The sequence below is a fragment of the Burkholderia sp. 22PA0099 genome, assembly GCF_047497165.1.
Lineage (GTDB): Bacteria > Pseudomonadota > Gammaproteobacteria > Burkholderiales > Burkholderiaceae > Burkholderia.
Genome location: NZ_CP163164.1, coordinates 3,064,994 through 3,085,467, shown reverse-complemented (window position 1 = coordinate 3,085,467; position 20,474 = coordinate 3,064,994). Strand labels below are relative to the sequence as shown.

The following is a 20,474-nucleotide window of genomic DNA, read 5'->3' as shown; positions in this document are numbered from 1 at the left end:
CCCCTGACGCCGCCCCCGCCGCACCCATTCAGCGTCGCACCGGCTCGGTATCCAACGGCTCCGAGATCGTCAGCAGCAACACGAAGGCCAGCGCCGAGATCGCCGACATGAAGCCGAACACATGATCCCAGCCGTAGTGATCGAGCAGCAGCCCGGCGATGAACGGCGTGGCTGCGCCGCCTAGCTGGCCGCCCATGTTGACGATCGCGTTGGCCAGCGGGAACTGCGCCTTCGCCACGAACGCGGTCGGATACACCATGTACGCCGAGAAGCCGATGCTCAACGCCACGCCTGCCGTGAAGATCAGGAATCCGTACAACAGCGGCGAGGCCGGCGTGCGGATCAGCACCACCATCATCAGCGCGGTGGCCACCGCCGAGAACATCATGCCGGGCTTGCGGCGCTTGCCGAATACGCGGTCCGACAGCCAGCCGCCGAGGATGTTGCCCACCACCGCGCCCACCCAAGGCGCGGCCGCCACGAAGCCGGTGCCGGTCACGCTGAACTTCTTGACGGTCAGCAGATAGGTGGGAATCCACGCCAGCATCACGCTCGAAATGCCCAACTGGCAGCAATAGCCGAGCGCGCAGCCATACACGTTCCAGGACGTGATCACGGCGCGCGTCGAGGCCAGCGGCGGCTCGCTGCGCACGCGCGTGAGCCGGTCGAGCCACGGCATCGCGCGGGTGCGCTCGATGCGCATCGGCGTGCCGGCCTGCGGGCTGCCCGCATCGATCAGCTCGCGCTCCGCGCGATTGACGGCGCGGCTGTCGGCGGGCTTGTCGGCCACCATCGCGTACCAGACGATCGAGAACAGCACGCCCGGCAGCGCGAACACCAGGAAGATCGCCTGCCAGCCCCAGGTGCCGATGATCGCCGCGCCGAGGATCGGCGTGATGACCGGGCCGAACTTCACGGCCGAGAGAAAGATGCCCGACGCCGTGCCTTTCTCCCTGGCCGGGAACCAGCCATTGATGGTGGCGGCGATGCCGAGCGGCAGCGGCCCCTCGGCGAAACCGAGCGCGAGGCGGCACAGCTTGAGCGAAAGCAGCGAGCCGGCCACGCCCGTGAGCGCGGTGGCGATCGACGTCAGGATCATCGAAACGGGCAGCACGCGGCGCACGCCGAAACGCGAGATGAGCCAGGCCGACGGCAACTGCGCGAATGCGTAGGCGATCAGGAACACACTGACCAGCGCGCCCGCTTCGGCGTTGCTCATCGCGAATTCCTTGCGCAGGAACGGCAGCGCGATGCCGAGGTTGGCGCGATCCGCCGCCGCCACCGTGTAGATCAGGAAGAACAGGGTGGCGACCACCCAGCGGTAGCGGGTGGGGCGCGCCGCATCGGCCAGGGCGCCCGGCGCGGCCAGGCTGCTGTCTTTTCTCATGGTGTCTCGCTCCGTGTTCATGGTGTTGTCGGTGCTGCCCGGCGCAGGCGCTAGGTCAGGTCGAAGCGGCGCAGCGTCGCCTCCAGCCCGAGCAGTTCGACCGTGGTCGCGCCTTCGCGAATTTGCTGGCGAAACGCCAGTTCCTTGTCCTCGCGCGCCTGGCTGACCTGCACCACGCGCTCGACGTCGTGCCGCGGCACCACCACCACGCCGTCGATGTCGCCGACCACGATGTCGCCCGGCTGGATCTGCACGTCGCCGATCGTGACCGGCACGTTGAGCCGGCCCGGCTGGTTCTTGCCGGTGCCCTTGATGCAGAGGCCGCGCGCGAACACCGGAAAACCCATCTCGATGATGGTGCGCGCGTCGCGCACCGCGCCGTGCATGACGAGGCCGGCCAGCCCCTTGTGCAGCGCCAGTTCGGTAAACACGTCGCCCCACGGGCCGGCTTCGAGGAAGCCTTTCGCGTCGACCACCAGCACGTCGCCCGGCTGCACCTTGAGCATCGCGTAATGGAGCATCAGGTTGTCCCCCGGGCGGATGTCGACCGTGACGGCCGGCCCGGCCACGCACATCGACGGATGGATCGGCTTGATGCCGCTGTCGAGCGCGCCGTAGGCGCCCTGGGCTTCGTAGACGGTGGCGCTGCCGAGGGCGCGCAGCGCCGCGATCGGATCGGTGGAGGGCTCGTGACGGCTCATGTTCGTTCTGCGAAGTTTGTAGGCCATGCCAGTTTTAGTTAAAGTTCCACCGCTATCAATCAGCGTTTTTTGAGCTTAAGTTCAATAAAAATGAATCTTCGACAGGTTCGCTATTTCTGCGCCGTGGTGGAAGCCGGCAGCGCCACCGGCGCGGCGGAGGCGTTGCACATCGCGCCCACCGCCATCAGCATGCAGTTGTCGCAGCTCGAGGCCCACCTCGGCGGCGAGCTGTTCGACCGTTCGCGCCGGCCGATGGAGCTGACCTCGCTCGGCAAGTATTTCTATCCGCGCGCCAAGGAATTGCTGTCGCATGCAGGCCGGCTCGACGACGAGGCGCGCGGCATCGCCTCGGGCCAGCGCGGCTGGCTCGGCATCGGTTTCGTGCGGTCGGTGGCGTATTCGGTGCTGCCGGCGGCGGTGCGGCGCTTTCGCGAGGGCTGCCCGGACGTGCATCTGGATCTGGTCGAGGCGCTGTCCGAATACCAGCCCGAGCGCTTGCGGCAGGGGCGCATCGACATCGGCATCTCGCGCTTCATCGGCCCGCTAGACACCAGCCCGGACCTGGTCTACACGGTGATGCTCGACGAGCCGTTCGTGGCGGCCGTGCCGATCGGCGACGCGCTGGCGCGGCAGCGCTCGGTGACGGCAGCCGAGCTGTCTCGGCTGCCGTTCATTCACTATCCGAAGGACGCGCGCAGCCCGTTCGGCCAGCAGTTGCTGACCGCCCTGAAGGCCGCCGGCGGCGAGCCGCGCGCCGGGCACGACGCGATCGAGATCCACACCGCGCTGGCGCTGGTGGGCGCGGGGCTGGGCATGACGCTGGTGGGGCGCTCGACGGCCAAGAACAACCGGCGCGACGTGCGTTTCCTGCCGGTGAAGGGCTTCGAGCTGCGGACCAAGCTGGTGACCATCACGCGGGCGCGCGACGACAACCGGCTGGTGGAGACGTTTCGCGACAGCCTGCTGTCGATGCGCAACGAATGAGTTCGATACAGGATGGCAAGGCCATGACCACGCATCCCCTTCCCGACGGCGCCTATCGCGCCACCTGCCGCGAGCGCAACGCGCTGTCGGCCGCCGCGAACGGGCATCGCCCGGTTCCCGCACGCGCTCATGCACGTGAAGGACGGCTGGGCGACGTTCACCCGCGACGACGAGGAAATCTGGAGTTGCAGCGCGCTCTACGCGGCTGCGAATTTCACGATCGAATCGGCATGAGACGGGCGCCGCGGCGGCCCGCTCATGCCGGATCGTGCTCGACCCGTTACACCGGGTTGGCTGCGACGAAGCTCTTGAACGCCGAGTAGGCGGGCAGCTTGGTGACGCCGTCCGATTTCACGAGGCCGTACTGGTCGTCGATCATCGCGTACATCATGACCGACTGGATGTTGTACTTGTCCTTGATCGACTTGTACTCGGTCAACGCGCGGGTGACGTAGGCTGCCTGCTGGGTCGCGGTGTCGATCGGGCCGGTCCAGCCCCATTCCGTCAGGAAGATCGGTACCCCGAACGAATCCTTGAGCGCCTGCAGCACGTCGTAGCAGGCGTTGTTGCGCCAGCCGCAGACGATATCGCCCGAGCTTTCGTACCAGTGATAGCAGGTGATGTCCCAGCGAACCGAAGCCGCGCCGGTCACGCCGTTGGTGGTGCCGTTCGGCGTGATGCCGCTCCACAGCATCTGCAACGCGCGATACGCGAGCGGAATGCCGACGTTCACACCCACCTTGATGCTCGAATCGATCGCCTTGACGCCATCGATCATGCCGCGAATCACGCCACGGAATGCGGGCCAGGCCGCCGGGTTGTAGTTGATGGTGTTGCTGCCGTCGCCGTTGTTCACCACCGGCACGTCGAGTTCGTTGCCGCACTCGATGTACGACACCAGGCCCTTCAGCGGCGTGGTCACGCTGGTGCCGAGGTTGTAGCCGAGCGTATAGGCGGCCGATTCGCTGAGCGAGGTGCTCCAACCGGCCGAGCTCGGGTTGAGCACCGGGAAGATCGACACGCCGCTTTTTGCGAACGGGCCGGTGAGCGCGGTGGCGAGCACCTTCGCCATGTCGGAGCCGGCCACGTCGCACCGGTACATCGTCGCGCCCAGGTCCTTGATCATCGCGAGCTGCGCGGCGGCGGACAGCGTGTGATAAATGCCCGAGTTGTAGGCCATGTGCCCGTTGAGGCCGTAGAAGAACGGGGCGCTCGACGTCGACGTGGAAGTCGACGTCGATGCCGAGGTGGCCGGCGGCGTCGTGGTGCTGCTGCTCGAGGTGGTGGTGGAGCTAGTGGGCGTGCGCTGCGAGTGCGGCCAGCGTTCGGCCGCGTCGCTGGCGCCGCCGCAGCCGGCGAGGGTCAGGCCACCGGCGCCGGCCAGCATGTAGGAGAGGAAGCTGCGACGTGACTTTGTAGAGGATTCCGTAGCGTTGGAGGAATTATTGCCGATATCGGCTGATTTTGAGAGGAGAGTGAGTTTCGGCACTGCAATTATTTCCGATGTAAGTACGGGAGCGCACATTGTAGGGGGCTTTTATTTTGCCTTTAGTATCAAAATGTAACGATGATTATGCGGTAATTTATGGATTAAATGATGACTGCCGGATTGAATGAATTGATGGAGTTGCGAATTGGTTGGAGGGATTTTTTATGCACTTAAACGAAGTCGGACGAAGCCAATTCCACGATGATTTACCGTGAAGACTCAAGCTGTCGTTCGAATAAATTTATTCAATAAAATCAGTGACATGATTTTTATTTTTGAAAAAATTTCCGTTGCAGAATCGAGACTCGGCGAGGATGAATTTCGCGCGTTGGCCAGCCACGCGGCGGATGCCAAAATCTCGGCAATTTTGTTCCTTGAAAAAAGGGCGAGATTGCATTGTAGGCAACCAGAAAGAATTGGATTGACTTAAATATTATCCAATAGAGTAAATATTACCAATTCAAGATTTCATGCTTTGATAATCGATAAGCAACACTGAATATATAAAGAAACCTGCGCCTTTGAATTGAACCGAATCAGCTTCATATGGCTGTCATATCATCCCCAAAACAGTGCGCGGATACCTCCCTCCAAAACCGATCCGGACCTTGCCTTCGTGAGCACGAAAAACATTCCGGCATCCTGAACAACGCTGCGTGTTTTCACCTAGGCAATAGCGGTTGACGCCCGCTTGCACAGCTTCCAAACTTCGCTCCGTGCAGTGTGATCACAGATCGCAGCTCTGAATCACACGCTTAATTCGGACGGAGGGGCAGCAGTGGCAACGCGCACGACATCGGATTTGCCGGCACTCGAACTCGTGGCGCGAGAAACGATGGCGGGCCGCGTTTACGCCCAACTCCGGGAAGCGATCATGACCGGCCGCTTCGCGCCGGGGCAGTTGTTGAGCCTGCGCAGCGTGGCCGAGGCGGTGGGTTCGTCCACCATGCCGGTGCGCGCGGCGCTCACGCGCCTGCAGGCCGAGGGCGCCTTGATCGACGGCCCTGGCCGCGCGCTGATGGTGCCGCCGATGACGTTCGAGTTGCTCGACGAACTGCGCGACGTGCGCATCGCGCTCGAAGGCGCGGTCGCCAGGCGGGCCGCCACGCGCATGACGCGCGAACATCTGACCGAACTGCAAACCATCTTCGACGAGATGGATGCGCACGTCGAAGCCGGCGACGTGCCGGCCTACCTGCGCAGCAATTTCACGTTCCATATCGCGATCTACACGCACGGCGCGAGCGACATCACGCTCTCGACGATCCGCAACCTCTGGATGCGCATCGGCCCGTTCCTGAACCTGGTGGCCCCCGACATTCCGCACATGCGCCGCTCGATGACGGCGCACCGCCATATCGTCGAAGCGCTGTGGCGTGGCGACGGGGAGGGCGCGCGCGCCGGCATCGAGGAGGACATCGGCGATGCCGCCGCCGACCTGCAGGAGCGCCTGCGCAACGCCGACAGCGGCGGTGGCCTGGACCAGGCGCATGCCTGACACGATTCGACCCCTGACACGGAGACCCACCATGACGATGCTTCACATCGAATCGAACCCGGCCGGCCACGTGCCGCCGACGAGCGGGGCCGCGGCATGAGCGCGAAGCTGAAGGTGGTGGCGATGCCCACCGGCTGGCTGACCGTCGATCGCTCGTCGCAGGTATACGGGCGCGGCTTCGGCCAGCAGATGCGGGTGCCGGTGTGGTCCACGGCCATCGTCGGTGCGAGCAAGAAGATCGTCGTCGATACCGGCATCCACGATCCGGGCTGGGTCTCGAATTTCGTGTGCCCGTGCGACCAGGCGCCGGAGGAGCGGCTCGAACGCGCGCTGAAGGAATACGTGGGCTGGCAGGCCGACGAGGTCGACATCGTCATCAACACGCATCTGCACTACGACCATTCGGGCGGCAACACGCTGTTCAGGAACGCGCGCTTCATCGTGCAGGCGAAGGAATGGGAATACGCCGGCCATCCGCTGCCGACGCAGGCCACCTATTACCAGGAATTCCTGATCGGCCGCGAGCCGCTTGCCTATTTCCGCTGGCAGTTCGTGCACGGCGTGGCCGACATCGTGCCGGGCGTGCGAGTGGTGCCCACGCCGGGCCACACGCCGGGGCACCAGTCGGTGGCCGTGGATACCGAGGCGGGCGTGGTGCTGATCGCGGGCGATTGCGCGAACTGCATGGAAAACATCGTCGATCTGGTGCCGGTAGGCATCGTGCACGAAACGCTGGCCGAAATGACTTCGCTCGCGCGCATTCGCCAGATCGCCGATTTCGTGATTCCCGGCCACGACCCGAACGTGGTGCCGGGCAGCGCAGGCATCGCGCTGCCGGCGAGCGCGCGCCTGCCGCACGTCAGGAACGCCGACTAAACCGATTTCGCAAGACCATGACGAAGAACCGGAGGAAGACATGAAATTAATCAGGACTGCGATCAAGAATGCGGGCCGAGTGGCGCTGGGCATGGCGGTCGCGGCATCGCTGGCCGCGTCGGGCAATGCGATGGCGGCGGGCAAGTACAAGGTGTTCCTGTCGATGAGCTATGTCGGCAACGACTGGCAGACGGAAGCCACCAACATGATCAAGGCGATGGCCAACACGCCGGCGCTCAAGGACAAGGTCGATCTCGAAGTGCAGGTGGCCGGCACCGACGCGCAAAAGCAGATCCAGCAGATCAATTCGATGGTGCAGGCCGGCGCGAAGGCGATCATCCTCTACCCGATCTCGCCGACCGCACTGAACCGCGCGATCAAGAACGCCTGCTCGAAGGGCGTGGTGGTGGCCGCCTACGACGGCGAAGTGACCGAACCCTGCGCGCACAACGTGACGATCGACCAGCATCAGGCCGGCACCGTCACCGCCGAATGGCTGGCCAAGACGATCAACGGCAAGGGCAACGTGGTGATGATCAACGGCGTGCCGGGCACCTCGGTGGACCGCGCGCGCACCGACGCCGCCAAGGCCGTGTTCGCGAAATATCCGGGCATCAAGGTGGTCGCCGAAGGCACCGGCATGTGGAGCCAGGCCACCGCCAAGACCGAGCTGTCGAAGATCCTCGCCACCAATAGCTGGGACAAGATCGACGGCCTGTGGATGCAGGTCGGCTGCTTCACGGCGGCGTCGATGCAGCTCGAAGCCGGCATCCCCGACAACAAGGTGAAGCCGTGCGCGGGCGAATCGTCGAACGGCCACCGCGTGCAGATGTTGCCGCCGGGCGAGGTGAAGGGGCCGGGCGGGTACCGCTCGATCGGCTATCGCTCGATCTCGTACGGCGCACCGCCGTACTCGGGCGCGATGGCGCTGAAGCTGGCCGTGCAGAAGCTCGACGGCAAGGATTTCCCGCAGCGCGTCACGCTGAAGCTGCCGCTGGTCGAAACGCCGCAATCGAAGCTGTGCAAGACGGGCAGCCTCGAGGAGCTGAAGGCCGGCTGCACCGCGTTCATGCCGGACAAGGTGCCGCCGGGCTGGTTCGCCGACATCTTCTCGGACGACACCCGTGAAGTGGGCTTCAACGCCGCGCTGAGCGGCACGCAGGACTGAGCCGGCGAGACGCGACCATGAACGACGCATCCCTGGCAATCGATCTGCACGACGTGACCAAGCGCTTCGGCGCGACGGTCGCGCTCGACGGCGCGTCGTTCCGCGTCAAGCGCGGCGCCGTGCACGCGCTGCTCGGCGAGAACGGCGCGGGCAAGTCCACCACCGTCAAGCTGCTGTCCGGCCTCATGCAGCCCGATCAAGGGCAGATCCGCGTGATGGGCCGCGAGGTGACGATGCGCGGGCCGAAAGACGCGCATCGGGCCGGCGTGCAGACCGCGTTCCAGGAGATGACCCTGGTGCGCGACCTGACCGTGGCGCAGAACCTGCTGATGTCGTACGAACCCACCGGCCTGTTCGGCCGCATCAGGAAGCGCGAGGCGCAGCGCCAGGCGGCCGAATGGCTCGACCGGCTGGAGCTGTCCGACATCCGGCCCGGTGCGTATGTGCGCGATCTGTCGCTGCCGGTGCGGCAGAAGATCGAAATCGCGAAGGCCATCGTGCGCGGGCCGCAGGTGCTGCTGCTCGACGAGCCGACCTCCGCGCTGTCCGGGCGCGACGTGGCCTGGCTGTCGCGCCGCATCGACGAACTGAAGGCGAGCGGCGTGACGTTCGTGTTCATCTCGCACCGCATGCAGGAGGTGCGCGAGTTCTGCGACAGCCTGACCGTGTACCGCAACGGGCGCGATGTCGGCGCGTTCGATGCCGCCGATATTTCGGATGACGAAGTCATCCGGCTCGTGATCGGCCGCTCGATGGAGGCGAAGTATCCGCCGAAGCTCGCATCGCCGGCGCTGCGCGAAGGGGCCATGAAGCCCGCCGCGATCGCAGCGCGCGGCATTCGCGTCGGCAGCGCCGTCAGCGAGTTCGATCTCGCGCTGCAACCCGGCGAAGTGCATGGCGTCGCCGCGTTGCAGGGGATGGGGCAGCGCGAGCTGTTCGAGGCGCTGTTCGGTGCGGCCTGGCTCGACGACGGCGAGATCCGCATCGATGGCCAGCCCGTCACGCTGACCTCCACCGCCGATTCGCTGAAGGCCGGCGTGGCCACCAGCCTGCTGCCGGAGGATCGCAAGACCGAGGGCTTGTTCCTGAAGCTGCCGGGCAGCCAGAACGTGTCGTTGCCGGTGATCGGCCGCTACACGCGCTTCGGCCTGATCGACCGCAAGCGCGAGCAGGCGGCGGTGCGGCGCTCGCTCGCGCAGATGGAAGTGAACCCGCGCGCGCTCTACAAGCCGTGCCTGTCGTTTTCGGGCGGCAACCAGCAGAAGATCGCGATGGCGAAATGGCTGCTGACCCAGAGCCGCGTGTGGCTGATGTTCGATCCCACGCGCGGTATCGACGTGGGCACCAAGCACCAGATCTTCGTGCTGATGCGCGCGTTCGCCGCCGCCGGCGGCGCCGTGCTGTTCTATTCCACCGACGTGCCCGAGCTCGTCAACGTGTGCGACCGCGTTTCGGTGATGTATCGCGGCCGCAATGTCGGCGAGCTGTCCGGCGACGCGCTCACGGAAGAAAACGTGATGCGCAAGATGCTTTCCAGTTGAGAGGCTTGTCATGAAGATTGCCGTTGCATCTCCCGACAGCGGGGTGGCGGGACCGGACGCGCGGGCGGGTTGGGGCGCGCGCATCGATCACCATCGCGGGCTGATCATCGCGATCGGCGCGCTGCTGGCGATGCTGATCGCGTGGGCCGCGTTGTCCGCCACGCCGGTGGGGCTGTACGACGTCGGCTCGGTGATTTCCAGCGCCACCACGCTCGCGCTCGCCGCGATCGGGCAGACCATCGTCGTGCTGTCGGGCGGGTTCGACCTGTCGGCGTCCGCTGTCGTGTCGCTGGCCAATGTGCTCGCCGTGCGGTTCGTGCAGGGGTCGCCGCTCGACCAGTGGCTGGGCGCTGCGTTGATCATCGCGATCGGCGGCGGCATCGGCCTGCTGAACGGCGCGCTGATCGCATGGTTTCGGCTGCAGTCGATCGTCGTCACGCTCGCGACCATGTTCATGGTGCAGGGCCTGACGCTGCTGATCCAGAACACGCCCGGCGGCAGCGTCGGCGAGCAGTTCGGCGCGTTTCTCACGTCCGACCTGATTCCCGATCGGCTGCCGATGTCCGCCGGCGTGCTGATCGTCGCGCTGCTGATCTGGTCGTTCGTGCGGCGCACGCGCTTCGGCGTCGGCCTGTACGCGATCGGCAGCGACGCCGACGGCGCGTTCGCCAACGGCATGCCCGTGACGCGCTACCGCATCGCCACCTACGCGCTGGCCGGCATGTTCTACGCCGCCGCCGGCCTGTACGTGTCCGCGCAGACCGGCTCCGCCGATCCGCTGGTCGGCCGGCCGCTGCTGCTGTCGATGTTCACGGCGGTGGTGCTCGGCGGCACCTTGCTCGGCGGCGGGCGGGGCGGCAGCGTCGGCACCGTGTTCGCCGCGATGACGCTGATGATCACCGTGAACATCCTGCTGGTGCTGAACGTGTCCGCGTTCTTCACGACCATTGCCGAAGCGCTGATCCTGATTCTCGCCGTGCTCGGCTCGTCGATCGGCAAGCAATCGGCCGCGCACGCCACCTTGCGCCATGCCGCGCAATGGCTGAAGGCGGTGCGCACCGGCACGCGCGCCCGCAGCGGCCGCGACGTGCGGCACGTGAGGTTCGAGGTCAGCGATTTCCGGCCGATCGAGAACACCGAGTTGAAAGGGCGCGCCATCGCCGACTGGATCGAGCGCAACCGCGAATGGGTGAAGTACGTGGTGCCGGCGTATCTGCTGTTTATCGCGGTCATCGCGATCACCGGCGTGGTGTACGGGCCGGGTGTGCTGGTCAGCGGCAACTTCTACAGCAGCCTGCTCACGCTGACGCTGTTTCTCGCGATTCTCGGGCTCGGCCAGGGCGCGGTGATCCTGACCGGCGGGCTGGATTTGTCGATGCCGTGGTTGATCACGCTGTCGGGCGTGTTGCTGACGGGCCTCACGCACGGCCTGAACGAGGCCGCCGTGTGGGCCGTACCGGCCGTGCTCGGCGTGGGGCTGCTGGTGGGCGTGTTCAACGGCGTGGGCGTGGTCATGCTCGGGCTGCCGCCGATCGTCGTGACGCTCGCGGCCAACGGCTTGCTGCAAGGGCTGACGCTGATCTATTGCAACGGCTCGCCGCAGGGCTGGGCGCCGTCCGCCATCAGCGCATTCACGAACGGGCACGTCGGGCCGCTGTCGATGGCCGCGTGGAGCGTGCCGGTGTTTCTGGCGGTGGCGTTGCTGTTGCTGCATCGCACGCCGTTCGGGCGCCGCGTGTATGCCGTCGGCAATTCGCCGGTGGCGGCGAAGCTGTCCGGCGTGCGGGTCGGTTCGACGTTGATCGCCGTGTATTGCCTGTCGGGGCTGTGCGCCGCGATGGTCGGGGTGTTGCTCGCGGGCTTCAGCTCGCAGGCGTTCCTCGGGATGGGCGATCCGTACTTGCTGCCGTCGATCGCGGTGGTGGTGGTCGGCGGGGCGCTCATCACCGGCGGGCGCGGGCATTACCTCGGCGTGTTCGGCGGCGCCTTGCTGCTGACCGCGCTCGGCACGCTGCTCGCCGGCACGACCGTGCCGCCGGCCGTGCGCGACATCATCAACGGGCTGGTGGTGCTGGCCGCCGTGATCACGTTGCGGGACAAGCGCGCTTGATTGAACGCGTGACTGGATGATCTCTCGGGACCCGGAGCAAGCCCCCCGGGTTTCTTGGTGCCGCCTTCGGGCGGCATTTTTTTGTAGGGGATGCCGTGGCGCTTGACCTTCCCATGGTGGGAAGCTTGATGATGCCTTGGTCATTCACCAGTCAGTCATTCGGGAGCATTCCTATGAAAATCCGTTCCATTGCCGCCGTTGTGTCGATTGCCGCAGGAATCGCATTGATCGGCGCGCCGGGCGGCGTCTACGCGCAGCAGGCCGATTCGAATTCGATGAAGATGGCGATGCCGGGCGATGCCAAGGCCGACGCATCGCCGGCAACCCAGGCGTTCGAACGCAACGCGAAATCGATGATGAGCAACATGAGCGCGCCCGGTTATACGGGGGACCCGGACGCGGATTTTGTGGCGCACATGATCCCGCATCATCAAGGGGCGGTCGATCAGGCGCAGGTCGAGCTGAAGTATGGGAAGGACCCGCAGATGCGTGCGCTGGCTGGGCGAATCGTCAAGGCGCAGAAGGATGAGATCGCTTTGATGAAACGGTGGCAGGTGAAGCACCATTCGGGGATGTGAGGCTGAGGAAGATTGTTGGAGGCGCCGCTGGATCGTGAGAGCGGTTGGCGGCGCTGGGTGGTGAGGGGTTCGTGGTGAATTCGTTATTTGACATAAGGTAAATTAACGAAGTTAAATCTGTTAGTCCTAAGTTCAAATGTCGTGTTTCCGCTAAATTGAAATGTCGTGTTTGCGGGTTCAGGCTGGCGGCCAGCATTGCTTGAGGAGCGCTGGCCATGAACGCAACTGGGACGATCACCATGTCGATGACCGAGCTGGACCGGTTGAAGGTGGTACAGGCCGTTTGCGAGCGGCGTCTGAAACCTAGTCAGGCGGCGGATCGGCTCGCGTTGAGCGTTCGTCAGGTGGAACGCCTCGTGCAGCGCTATCAGGCCGCGGGCGTTGCCGGACTGGTTTCGGGCAAGCGTGGGCGACCGGGCAACCATCAGTTGGCCGATGGGCTGGCGCGACGTTCGCTGGCCATTATTCGCGAACGCTACGCGGATTTCGGGCCGACGCTGGCCTGCGAGAAGCTTCGGGAATGTCACGGCATCGGTCTGGCGGTCGAGACGGTTCGCGCGCTGATGAGGGCTGCGGGTCTATGGATTCCGCGTAAGGATCGACCTGCCAAGGTCTACCAGCCCCGCAATCGTCGTGCGTGTCTGGGCGAACTGATCCAGATTGACGGCAGCGATCACCGGTGGTTCGAGGAACGTGCGCCAGCCTGCACGTTGTTGGTATTCATCGACGATGCGACTGGCCGGCTGATGACGCTGCATTTCACGGCGACCGAGTCGACGTTCAGCTATTTCGAGGCGCTGGGCAAGCACCTGGCAGCGCACGGCAAACCGGTCGCGTATTACAGCGACAAGTTCAGCGTGTTCTATATAAAGGATCGTGCCAGTACGGCTGGCAAAGGCGTGACGCAGTTTGGCCGCGCCCTGTACCAACTCAATATCGAAGCGTTTTGTGCGAACACGAGTCAGGCCAAGGGGCGTGTCGAGCGGGCCAACCTGACGTTGCAGGACCGACTCGTCAAGGAGCTGAGGTTGCGGAATATCAGCACGCGCGAAGCGGCCAATGCGTATGCGCCCTCCTTCATCGCTGATTTCAATCGGCGCTTCGGCAGGCCACCGAAGAGCGATCACAACGCACATCGGCCGCTGCGCGATGACGAGGATCTGCGGCAGATTCTGGCCTATCGGGTGCCACGCAAGGTCACGAATGCGCTGACCGTCCAGTACGATCGGGTGATGTATTTACTGCAGGATACGGTGCCCAATCGCAAGCTTATTCATCAGTACGTGGAAGTCGTTGAATATCCCGACGGCACGATCGAGATTCAGGCTGATGGTGTTGTATTGCCGTACACGGAATACGACCGGATTACGAAGATCGATCAGGGTGCGGAGGTCGAAAACAAGCGGCTCTCACATGCGCTTGCGGTGGCGCGTTCCGTGCAGGAAATGCGTGACGATCGACGCGCATCGGGCTCCCCTTCCCGCACTCATATGGGCGAGGAAGTTCGAGCGAAGAAAGCGCTGGTGGGTATGAAGAAACAGCGGGCGATCACGCTGGCGGATGTCACACAGGCCGTGCACGAAGTGAGCAGCAAAAAGCATCAAGAACGGGGGCTGGGCGGCTACGCCGCCCAGCCCAAAAACACGAGGAAAAGTACCGTAAAACCCGACATTTCTATTTAGCGCAGACCCCGACATTTGAACTTGGCGCAGACATTGTGTGTTAGTCCTAAGTTCAAATGTCGTGTTTCCGCCAAGTTGAAATGTCCGCTTCAACCTCGATCGATTCGCGGCCGGCCGCAGCCGGGACAGCCAAACAGACCGCCCAGCCACGGTTCACAGCACGCCGTCTGCCTCAACCCGCTCGGTTCGCCGAAGGAATCGGCAACGGTTTCGGCCCGCCATCCGGCAGATGCGAATCATCGAGCTCCGATCGTTCGCTCCCGCCGGCCGCCGATACCGACAGCGTCGCCACCGCCTGATCCAGCCCGAACGGTTTGCCGCTCGGAAAGTATTCGCGCAGCCCCCATGAAAAGAACACGTCCCGGCGTTTCGCGACGCCGTCGGCGTTGGTCTGGTGACCATACCCGTCGTCCTCGAACAACCACTGGCACAGATCGTCCGGTGCGACCGTGGTGATGCTGCCCTCCATCACGAGACTGAAATTGAAATACTGGATCACGTCGGCCTTCTGGCCGCCGCGGAATTTCCAGGTTTCGCGGTATTTGAAGAAATAGGCCGGATACTTGGCAATGTAGTCAGAGGCGTCGCGGAAGAATGCTTCCTTGTTCTGATACTGCCAGGAACTGTAGTAATCCGAAAAGTAGACGTAATAGACGGTGGGCAACACGGCTTTGGTCAATTCCTGACGAAACTGAAACACCGTGGTGTCGGTAACACGCTGGAACAGCGGCGTGTATCGGGACGGAAAGCTGGCCGACGCGTCGCCGAGGCTCGATATCGCGATCGTCTTGTGATTGAGCGGATTGGCATACGTCTTGTCCCAATAGGCGGCCGGATTTTCATGGATGGCGGCCAGGTCATCGAGCGCCTGCGAAAGCGTGGCATCGAGCCGCTCTACCACGCCAGCGAAGGTTTTTTCGAGGTTCGGCGGCGGATTGGGGCCAACATAAGCGCCAAAGAAGCTTCCGAGAAACGACGAAAAGACCCCGGCGCCCGCAAACTCCAACGAGCCGATCGACCAGAACGCCGCATCAAAAAGCGTACACAGGAATGTCTGCCCCGGATCGCTTTCCTGGTTCGCTTTCAGGTTCAGATAGACTTCGCTCACCTTATCCGAAAAGAAGGGATGAACATGATTGGTGAAATCAATCAGGTTCGCGACGTTTTCCTTCACTTTGTTCAATTGTTCAGCGGTAGGCATCGGGGATCTCCTTAATGTGTGGCCCGATCTTCATTTTGAAATCCAGCTTTCCCGTTTGCCGGCACGCCTTGCCGATTGAAAATCGGCCTCCGGCTCGCAAGCTTACTCTGGCCGATTACCGAACCGATAGATTTATTTCAATTGAATTGCACCGTCAATTGCCAAGGCCGAGTGGCTGAAACTGCGGCAGGCGCTTCCGTGTCGTTAATAAGTTCAATGAAGAATATTTTTGCGCGCCTCGCGATCACGCCACCCGATGAAGCTGTTGCGCAATATCGAGAAACAGATCGAGTGCACGTGTTCTCGGCCGCGAAATCTCGATGATCGCGCTGATCGTATTTTCATAAACCGGCCCGGACGGCACTTTCGCGAGCGCGTGCCGCTTCGCGAACGATGCCGCGTAAAACTGCGGCAGCAGCCCCACGTACTGCCCGGACAACACCAGCATCGCAACGGCTTCCAGCCCCGACGCGGACGGCCCACGCTGCATCCCGAGCATGTTGAGCGCTTCGTGTACGAACGGCTGCTCACGATAGACGAGCGGCAGCGTCGCGGCTTCGGCCATCTTGCGACGCGCGACATACAGCGCCTGCCGCTCGATGAACAGCGGCAGGTAATCGAGGCCGGCCTCGCGCCGGTACATCCCGCGAATGCCGACCTGTACGCGACGCTCCCGCAACGCCAGGTCGAGTTCGTTGAACGTCATCACCTGCAACTCGACGCTCACGTCCGGCGCCTGCTCTTTCAGCGCGGCGAGCGCTTCGGGCAGATGACAGCCTTCATCGCGGATGATGTGCTCGACCATGCCGATCGACAGCGTGCCGGACAACACCCCGCGCACCGCGTCGATTTCCGGCCGAATCCGTTCCAGCGAGCGGATCGCGTCGCGCGCGAGATCGAGCGCGACTTTCCCCGCGTGCGTCAGCACGAATCCCGATGGGCCGCGCTCGCAAAGCCGGGCGCCGAGCGTCTCCTCGACTTCGCGGATATGGCGACTGATCGAGGCCTTGGACATGTTCAACTGCTTTTCCGCCGCCGCGAAACCATTGGCCTGCGTGACCGCGCAGAAAATGCGCAGCGAGCGCAAGTCACGTTCGGTGAAATCGGGTCGGGACACTTGAACGGCTCCTGGGGGCGAGGCGAATGACGGAAAACCGTGCATTCGAAAGGTTTCATTTTTCGGAACCATACCGCCAAAAAAATCATTTTTCACCCTCTTTATGGCGAAATACATTGGGTCGTCAGGCAAATCGCGCGGAGCAGCAGGTCCACGATGCGCCGGCCACAAGACCCGACCACGACCCCACGCCACTCCGCGGAGAACGCAATGAAACAACTGAGCCGACGATCCTTCATCAGAACCACCCTCGCCTCGGGCATGGCGCTCGCGCTGCCGACGCTCGCGCTGGCCGAAGGCGGCACGCTGGCCGATATCAAGAAACGCGGCAAGCTGGTGGTCGGCACGGAAGCCGCATACGAGCCGTTCGAATTCGTCGAAAACGGCCAGATCGTCGGCTACGGACACGACGTGCTGGAACTGATGGCGGCCAAGCTCGGCGTGAAGCTCGAGCAGATGAATCTGCCGTTCCAGGGGCTGCTGCCGGGCCTGATGTCGCACAAGTTCGACTTCGTCGCGACCAGCGTCGGGATCACGCCGGAGCGCGCGAAGCGTTTCGCATTCAGCGAACCGGTGGGCGTGGTTCGCTCGGTGCTGCTGGTGCGCGCCGACGATGCGTCGGTCAAGCGCGATCTCGACATCGGCGGCAAGACGATCGGCACGCAGATGGGTTCGTCGTCGCAGCCGGTCGCCGACGAGTTCGAGAAGGAACTGAAGGAAAAGACCGGCAAGGGCTACGCGGGCACCAAGCTGTTCCAGGCCTATCCGGACGTGTCGAACGCGCTGGCGAACAAGACCGTGGATGTCGCGCTGATGCCGTCGAACATCGCCGCCGTGCAAATGAAGCGGCAGCCGAACGTGTTTCGTATCGCCGGCACGATCGGCCAGCCGAAACTGCTCGCGTGGGTCGCGAATCCGAACGATCTGGAGATCCGCAAGTTCATCAACGATTCGCTCGATGAATTCCGCGCCAACGGCAAGCTCGCCGCGTTGCAGACGAAGTGGTTCGGTGCCCCGATGGACACGCCGCACGCCGACTATCTGCCGGCCGGCGCGATCTGACGCGCGCCATCATGCTGAACTGGCTCGACAAAGGCGGCGTGATCGCGCCGTTTCTCGACGGCGTGGTGTCGGGAACGGCGCTCACCTTGGCGGCCTCCGCGTGTGCGTTCGTCATCGGGCTCACGCTCGGCATCGTGCTGCTGCTCGCACGGATCTCGCCGTTCGGCCCGCTGCGCGCGCTGGTGGTGCTGTGGGTCAGCCTGATCCGCGGCACGCCGGCGCTGATCCACATGCTGATCGCGTACTACATGGTGCCGGCCGTGCTCGACATTTCGATCTCGCCGATCACGGCCGGCATTGCCGCGCTGGCCTGCAATACCAGCGCGTACATCGTCGAAATCCTGCGCGGCTCGCTCGGCACGATCTCGTGGGGGCAGCGCGCGGCCGGTTACGCGATGGGGATGCGCCCCGCCCAGGTGTGGCGCCACGTGCTGTTGCCGCAGATGATCTATCGCGCGATCCCGCCGCTCACCAGCGAGTTCACGCTGCTGTTGAAGGCGTCGTCGCTGATGTCGATCATCGCGGTGCCGGAACTCGCCACGGTCGCACGCAACGCCACGCTGCAAACCGACTTGCCGTTGCAGGTCTTCTCGATCACCGCGGTGGTCTATTTCCTGATCCTGTTCTGCATCTCGGCCGGCTCGCGAGTGTGCGAGCGCCGCGTCGCAAGGATGCTGCCCCATGGCCATTGATTTCTCGATCGTTCGCGAAGCGGTGCCGGTGCTGCTCGACGGGCTTCGGATCACCGCGCTGGTCAGCGTGATCGGCATCCCGCTCGGCGTTGTCGCGGGGATCGTGGCGGCGTACGCGGCGCAATCGCGCACGTTGCTGAGGCCGGTGGCGCTCGCCTATGTCGAACTGGTGCGCAACATTCCTTACCTGATTCTCGTGTACCTGTCGTTCTTCGGTTTGCCGAAGCTCGGCATCGGCGCTTCGGCGATGACCGTCGCGATCGGCTGCACGGCGTTCTACACGGGCGGCTATTTCTGCGAAATCCTGCGCGCGGCGCTGCGCAGCGTGCCGCGCGGCCAGACGCAGGCTTCGCTCTCGCTCGGCATGACGTTCTGGCAGACGCAGCGCCACGTGGTCGCGCCGCAGTTGTTCGGCTACATCACGCCGCCCACCACGAGCCTCGTGATCATGATGTTCAAGGACTCCGCCATCTTTTCGGTGATGAGCCTGCCGGAGATGACGTACCAGAGCAATCTGCTCACCGCCAACACCTTTGCCTATGTCGAAGTGCTCGGCACGACGGCATTGATCTACTGGATCTGCAGCGTTCTGATGGCCGGCATCGGCCGGCGTGTGGAGACGGCGATCGGGCGGCTCACGCACCACGCCTGACGCAGATCAGGCCATTTTTCTGGAGAGTTTCGCATGACCCAATACACCGTTGCGCCGCGTATCGGCCACCCCACCCTGCTCTATTCGGAACTCGATCTCGACATCGACAACCTGAAGGCCGATATCGCGGTGCTCGGCATGCCTTATGGCGCGCCCTACGCGCCGTCCGATTTCAGCAACGACCAGACCAACGCACCGTCCGCGATTCGTCAGGCGACCGACCGCGTGGTGCGCAAGCCCGATCATTACGACTTCGATATCGACGGCCCGCTGTTGCAAGGCCGTACCGACATCCGCTTCGTCGATTGCGGCGACATCGTTCCCGATCTGACCCAACCCGGCGAGCATTACGCGCGCGCCGAAGCGGCGGTGCGCCGCATCGTGGCCGGTGGCGCGATGCCGATCGTGCTGGGCGGCGACCACGGCATCACCACGCCGGTGCTGCGCGGGCTCGACGCCAAGGGGCCGATCACGCTCGTGCATATCGATGCCCACCTCGACTGGCGCGACGACGTCAACGGCGTTCGCGAAGGCCTGTCGAGCCCGATCCGCCGCGCCTCGGAGATGGCGCACGTCGATCGCATCATCCAGATCGGCCTGCGCGCGCAAGGCAGCGGCCGCACCGAGGAACTGGTCGCCGCGCGCGCGTATGGCTCGGAACTCGTCACCGCTTACGAACTGCACGACATCGGCATGGACGCGGTGCTCGCGCGGATTCCCGACGGCGGCAACTACTACCTGACGATCGACGCCGACGGCCTCGATCCGTCGGTGATGCCGGCCGTGGCCGGGCCGGCGCCGGGCGGCGTGACCTTCGTGCAGGCGCGCAAGCTGATCCACGGGCTGGTGAAGAAAGGCCGCGTGGTCGGCATGGACATCGTCGAGATCCAGCCGGAGAAGGATCACGCGAACCTGATTTCCTGCGTGACGGCGGGCCGTCTGATTCTCAACCTGATCGGCGCGTCGATCCGCGCGGGATATTTCGACAAATGAGTGCGAACCAGGCCGTCATCGAGATCCGCGGCATCGATAAGTGGTACGGCAGCCATCACGTGCTCAAGCAGTGCTCGACGCAGGTGAACAAGGGCGAGATCGTGGTGGTGTGCGGGCCGTCGGGCTCGGGCAAATCCACCTTGATCAAGACGGTCAATGCGCTGGAGCCGTTCCAGCGCGGCGATATCGTGGTCGACGGCACCTCGCTCGCCGCGAAGTCGACCAACCTGCCGAAGCTGCGCAGCCGCGTCGGCATGGTGTTTCAGCACTTCGAACTGTTTCCGCATCTGGACCTGACGCGCAATCTCACGCTCGCGCAGCGCATCGTGCTCGGTCGCGACGAAGGCACGGCCCGCGCGAAAGCACGCGAACTGCTCGACCGCGTGGGGTTGTCGGCGCATGCGCACAAGTACCCGGGCCAGTTGTCGGGCGGACAGCAGCAGCGCGTGGCCATTGCACGCGCGTTGTCGATGGACCCGATGGCGATGCTGTTCGACGAACCCACCTCGGCGCTCGACCCGGAGATGGTCAACGAGGTGCTGGACGTGATGGTCGAACTCGCACGCGAAGGGATGACGATGATGGTCGTCACGCACGAAATGGGCTTCGCGAAACGGGTCGCGCATCGCGTGGTGTTCATGGAAGACGGCGCGATCATCGAAGACAGCCCGACCGACGCGTTCTTCCAGGGCGCCGCCAGCGCCGCCGCGCAACGCTTTCTTTCCAAGATTCTTCATCACTGA

The 20,474-nt window shown here is 64.0% G+C and carries 20 protein-coding genes; 15 read left to right on the top strand and 5 right to left on the bottom strand.

Annotated elements, in window-relative coordinates; genetic code table 11:
- Window positions 1–28 precede the first annotated feature (28 nt).
- Window positions 29–1,387, bottom strand: a complete 1,359-nt coding sequence (locus tag AB4851_RS13605) for an MFS transporter (protein ID WP_414447640.1) — start codon at window positions 1,385–1,387, stop codon at window positions 29–31.
- Window positions 1,388–1,437: 50 nt separating this feature from the next.
- Complete coding sequence (locus AB4851_RS13600; protein ID WP_414441917.1) at window positions 1,438–2,088, bottom strand: 4-carboxy-4-hydroxy-2-oxoadipate aldolase/oxaloacetate decarboxylase; 651 nt, start codon at window positions 2,086–2,088, stop codon at window positions 1,438–1,440.
- A gap of 90 nt (window positions 2,089–2,178) precedes the next feature.
- Here AB4851_RS13600 and AB4851_RS13595 point away from each other — a divergent pair, with 90 nt between their 5' ends.
- Window positions 2,179–3,072: a LysR family transcriptional regulator gene (locus AB4851_RS13595; RefSeq protein WP_414441918.1), complete on the top strand. Its 894-nt coding sequence runs from the start codon at window positions 2,179–2,181 to the stop codon at window positions 3,070–3,072.
- A 280-nt stretch (window positions 3,073–3,352) separates the two neighbouring features.
- Here the strand turns inward: AB4851_RS13595 and AB4851_RS13590 are convergent, their stop codons facing one another.
- The gene (locus tag AB4851_RS13590) at window positions 3,353–4,252 is read right to left on the bottom strand and encodes a lipopolysaccharide biosynthesis protein (RefSeq protein WP_414447639.1); all 900 of its coding nucleotides are present in this window, start codon (window positions 4,250–4,252) and stop codon (window positions 3,353–3,355) included.
- A gap of 43 nt (window positions 4,253–4,295) precedes the next feature.
- Between AB4851_RS13590 and AB4851_RS13585 the strand changes: the two genes are divergently transcribed.
- The 9 genes from AB4851_RS13585 (at window position 4,296) to AB4851_RS13545 (ending at window position 14,014) form a co-directional block, all read left to right on the top strand.
- Window positions 4,296–4,463, top strand: a complete 168-nt coding sequence (locus tag AB4851_RS13585) for a hypothetical protein (RefSeq protein WP_414447638.1) — start codon at window positions 4,296–4,298, stop codon at window positions 4,461–4,463.
- 309 nt (window positions 4,464–4,772) lie between these two features.
- Window positions 4,773–4,991 carry a hypothetical protein gene (locus tag AB4851_RS13580; RefSeq protein WP_414447637.1) on the top strand — a complete coding sequence of 73 codons (219 nt, stop codon included), beginning with the start codon at window positions 4,773–4,775 and terminating at the stop codon, window positions 4,989–4,991.
- A gap of 405 nt (window positions 4,992–5,396) precedes the next feature.
- Window positions 5,397–6,059: a GntR family transcriptional regulator gene (locus AB4851_RS13575; protein ID WP_414447636.1), complete on the top strand. Its 663-nt coding sequence runs from the start codon at window positions 5,397–5,399 to the stop codon at window positions 6,057–6,059.
- Window positions 6,060–6,155: 96 nt separating this feature from the next.
- Window positions 6,156–6,935: an N-acyl homoserine lactonase family protein gene (locus tag AB4851_RS13570; RefSeq protein ID WP_414447635.1), complete on the top strand. Its 780-nt coding sequence runs from the start codon at window positions 6,156–6,158 to the stop codon at window positions 6,933–6,935.
- A gap of 40 nt (window positions 6,936–6,975) precedes the next feature.
- Window positions 6,976–8,103 (top strand): sugar ABC transporter substrate-binding protein, encoded by a 1,128-nt coding sequence (locus tag AB4851_RS13565; protein WP_414447634.1) that lies wholly within the window; start codon window positions 6,976–6,978, stop codon window positions 8,101–8,103.
- 17 nt (window positions 8,104–8,120) lie between these two features.
- On the top strand, window positions 8,121–9,644 hold the full coding sequence (locus AB4851_RS13560) for a sugar ABC transporter ATP-binding protein (RefSeq protein WP_414447633.1): 1,524 nt from the start codon (window positions 8,121–8,123) through the stop codon (window positions 9,642–9,644).
- A 10-nt stretch (window positions 9,645–9,654) separates the two neighbouring features.
- Window positions 9,655–11,754 (top strand): ABC transporter permease subunit, encoded by a 2,100-nt coding sequence (locus AB4851_RS13555; protein ID WP_414447632.1) that lies wholly within the window; start codon window positions 9,655–9,657, stop codon window positions 11,752–11,754.
- 173 nt (window positions 11,755–11,927) lie between these two features.
- Window positions 11,928–12,332, top strand: coding sequence for a DUF305 domain-containing protein (locus AB4851_RS13550; RefSeq protein ID WP_414447631.1), 405 nt, complete (start codon window positions 11,928–11,930; stop codon window positions 12,330–12,332).
- 215 nt (window positions 12,333–12,547) lie between these two features.
- On the top strand, window positions 12,548–14,014 hold the full coding sequence (locus AB4851_RS13545) for an ISNCY family transposase (RefSeq protein ID WP_414447630.1): 1,467 nt from the start codon (window positions 12,548–12,550) through the stop codon (window positions 14,012–14,014).
- 172 nt (window positions 14,015–14,186) lie between these two features.
- Here AB4851_RS13545 and AB4851_RS13540 read toward each other — a convergent pair whose 3' ends face one another.
- Window positions 14,187–15,215 carry a hypothetical protein gene (locus AB4851_RS13540; protein ID WP_414447629.1) on the bottom strand — a complete coding sequence of 343 codons (1,029 nt, stop codon included), beginning with the start codon at window positions 15,213–15,215 and terminating at the stop codon, window positions 14,187–14,189.
- 244 nt (window positions 15,216–15,459) lie between these two features.
- Entirely contained in the window at window positions 15,460–16,377 is a 918-nt protein-coding gene (locus AB4851_RS13535) for a LysR family transcriptional regulator (protein ID WP_414449187.1), read from the bottom strand.
- A gap of 165 nt (window positions 16,378–16,542) precedes the next feature.
- Between AB4851_RS13535 and AB4851_RS13530 the strand changes: the two genes are divergently transcribed.
- Genes AB4851_RS13530 through AB4851_RS13510 form a run of 5 tightly spaced genes read left to right on the top strand, consistent with a single transcriptional unit; the run spans window position 16,543 to window position 20,474 of the window.
- Window positions 16,543–17,394, top strand: a complete 852-nt coding sequence (locus AB4851_RS13530; protein ID WP_414447628.1) for a transporter substrate-binding domain-containing protein — start codon at window positions 16,543–16,545, stop codon at window positions 17,392–17,394.
- Between the two features lie 11 nt (window positions 17,395–17,405).
- Window positions 17,406–18,086, top strand: a complete 681-nt coding sequence (locus tag AB4851_RS13525; RefSeq protein WP_414447627.1) for an amino acid ABC transporter permease — start codon at window positions 17,406–17,408, stop codon at window positions 18,084–18,086.
- Window positions 18,076–18,738 (top strand): amino acid ABC transporter permease, encoded by a 663-nt coding sequence (locus tag AB4851_RS13520; RefSeq protein ID WP_414447626.1) that lies wholly within the window; start codon window positions 18,076–18,078, stop codon window positions 18,736–18,738. The genes AB4851_RS13525 and AB4851_RS13520 overlap by 11 nt, the downstream gene beginning before the upstream one ends.
- A 33-nt stretch (window positions 18,739–18,771) precedes the next feature.
- Window positions 18,772–19,731 carry an agmatinase gene (locus AB4851_RS13515; RefSeq protein WP_414439157.1) on the top strand — a complete coding sequence of 320 codons (960 nt, stop codon included), beginning with the start codon at window positions 18,772–18,774 and terminating at the stop codon, window positions 19,729–19,731.
- Window positions 19,728–20,474, top strand: coding sequence for an amino acid ABC transporter ATP-binding protein (locus AB4851_RS13510; protein WP_414447625.1), 747 nt, complete (start codon window positions 19,728–19,730; stop codon window positions 20,472–20,474). The genes AB4851_RS13515 and AB4851_RS13510 overlap by 4 nt, the downstream gene beginning before the upstream one ends.

Bases quoted from the DNA above. Each gene is read 5' to 3' on its own strand.
- AB4851_RS13605 (WP_414447640.1), bottom strand. From the start codon at position 1,387: ATGAGAAAAGACAGCAGCCTGGCCGCGCCGGGCGCCCTGGCCGATGCG.
- AB4851_RS13600 (WP_414441917.1), bottom strand. From the start codon at position 2,088: ATGAGCCGTCACGAGCCCTCCACCGATCCGATCGCGGCGCTGCGCGCC.
- AB4851_RS13595 (WP_414441918.1), top strand. From the start codon at position 2,179: ATGAATCTTCGACAGGTTCGCTATTTCTGCGCCGTGGTGGAAGCCGGC.
- AB4851_RS13590 (WP_414447639.1), bottom strand. From the start codon at position 4,252: ATGGCCTACAACTCGGGCATTTATCACACGCTGTCCGCCGCCGCGCAG.
- AB4851_RS13575 (WP_414447636.1), top strand. From the start codon at position 5,397: ATGGCGGGCCGCGTTTACGCCCAACTCCGGGAAGCGATCATGACCGGC.
- AB4851_RS13570 (WP_414447635.1), top strand. From the start codon at position 6,156: ATGAGCGCGAAGCTGAAGGTGGTGGCGATGCCCACCGGCTGGCTGACC.
- AB4851_RS13565 (WP_414447634.1), top strand. From the start codon at position 6,976: ATGAAATTAATCAGGACTGCGATCAAGAATGCGGGCCGAGTGGCGCTG.
- AB4851_RS13560 (WP_414447633.1), top strand. From the start codon at position 8,121: ATGAACGACGCATCCCTGGCAATCGATCTGCACGACGTGACCAAGCGC.
- AB4851_RS13555 (WP_414447632.1), top strand. From the start codon at position 9,655: ATGAAGATTGCCGTTGCATCTCCCGACAGCGGGGTGGCGGGACCGGAC.
- AB4851_RS13550 (WP_414447631.1), top strand. From the start codon at position 11,928: ATGAAAATCCGTTCCATTGCCGCCGTTGTGTCGATTGCCGCAGGAATC.
- AB4851_RS13545 (WP_414447630.1), top strand. From the start codon at position 12,548: ATGAACGCAACTGGGACGATCACCATGTCGATGACCGAGCTGGACCGG.
- AB4851_RS13540 (WP_414447629.1), bottom strand. From the start codon at position 15,215: ATGCCTACCGCTGAACAATTGAACAAAGTGAAGGAAAACGTCGCGAAC.
- AB4851_RS13535 (WP_414449187.1), bottom strand. From the start codon at position 16,377: ATGCACGGTTTTCCGTCATTCGCCTCGCCCCCAGGAGCCGTTCAAGTG.
- AB4851_RS13530 (WP_414447628.1), top strand. From the start codon at position 16,543: ATGAAACAACTGAGCCGACGATCCTTCATCAGAACCACCCTCGCCTCG.
- AB4851_RS13525 (WP_414447627.1), top strand. From the start codon at position 17,406: ATGCTGAACTGGCTCGACAAAGGCGGCGTGATCGCGCCGTTTCTCGAC.
- AB4851_RS13520 (WP_414447626.1), top strand. From the start codon at position 18,076: ATGGCCATTGATTTCTCGATCGTTCGCGAAGCGGTGCCGGTGCTGCTC.
- AB4851_RS13515 (WP_414439157.1), top strand. From the start codon at position 18,772: ATGACCCAATACACCGTTGCGCCGCGTATCGGCCACCCCACCCTGCTC.
- AB4851_RS13510 (WP_414447625.1), top strand. From the start codon at position 19,728: ATGAGTGCGAACCAGGCCGTCATCGAGATCCGCGGCATCGATAAGTGG.